Consider the following 601-nt stretch of genomic DNA (forward strand, 5'->3'; position numbering starts at 1 on the left):
GTCATCAGAATTTTTGCGTCGTGATAGACGCCCCAGATCAGCCCCCAGGCGAGCGCGGTCTTGGCGTCCAGCTTCTCCCCCAGCATTGCCAGCCCCATCGCCCGTGCCACCCCGATGCGCTGCGGCAGGAACCACGTCCCGCCCGAATCCGGCAGCAGGCCGATCTTCACGAAGGCTTGCAGGAAGCACGCGTTCTCGGCCGCCATCACGATGTCGCACGCCAGTGCCAGGTTGGCGCCCGCGCCGGCGGCCACGCCATTCACGGCGGCAATCACGGGCAGGGGCATGGCGCGCAGACGGCGCACCAGTGGGTTGAATTGCTCGTCGATGAGCTGGCCCAGGTCGGTCATCTGCCCGGGCGTGACATTGAGTTCGGAGAGATCCTGCCCTGCGCAGAAGCCGCGGCCCGCTCCGGTCAGGATCAAGGCGCGGGCGCGCTGGCGCTCCACCTTGTCCAGCGCGTCGCGCAGTTCCCGGTGCATGCCGGCCGTGAAGCTGTTGAGCTGATCGGGCCGGTTCAGCGTGATGGTGGCCACATGTTCATGCCAGTCAAGCAGAATGGTCGGGCTGGTCATCTTGTCTCCTCCTCGGTCATCGGTTC

Annotated in this window: 1 protein-coding gene; it reads right to left on the reverse strand. The window is 66.4% G+C overall.

Annotated features, from left to right (window positions below):
* A partial coding sequence (locus D1614_RS28385) for an enoyl-CoA hydratase-related protein (protein ID WP_206610178.1) occupies positions 1-601 on the reverse strand: 601 nt, incomplete at both ends.

Source organism: Maribellus luteus (assembly GCF_003576475.1).
GTDB classification, from domain to species: Bacteria; Bacteroidota; Bacteroidia; order Bacteroidales; family Prolixibacteraceae; genus Draconibacterium; species Draconibacterium luteum.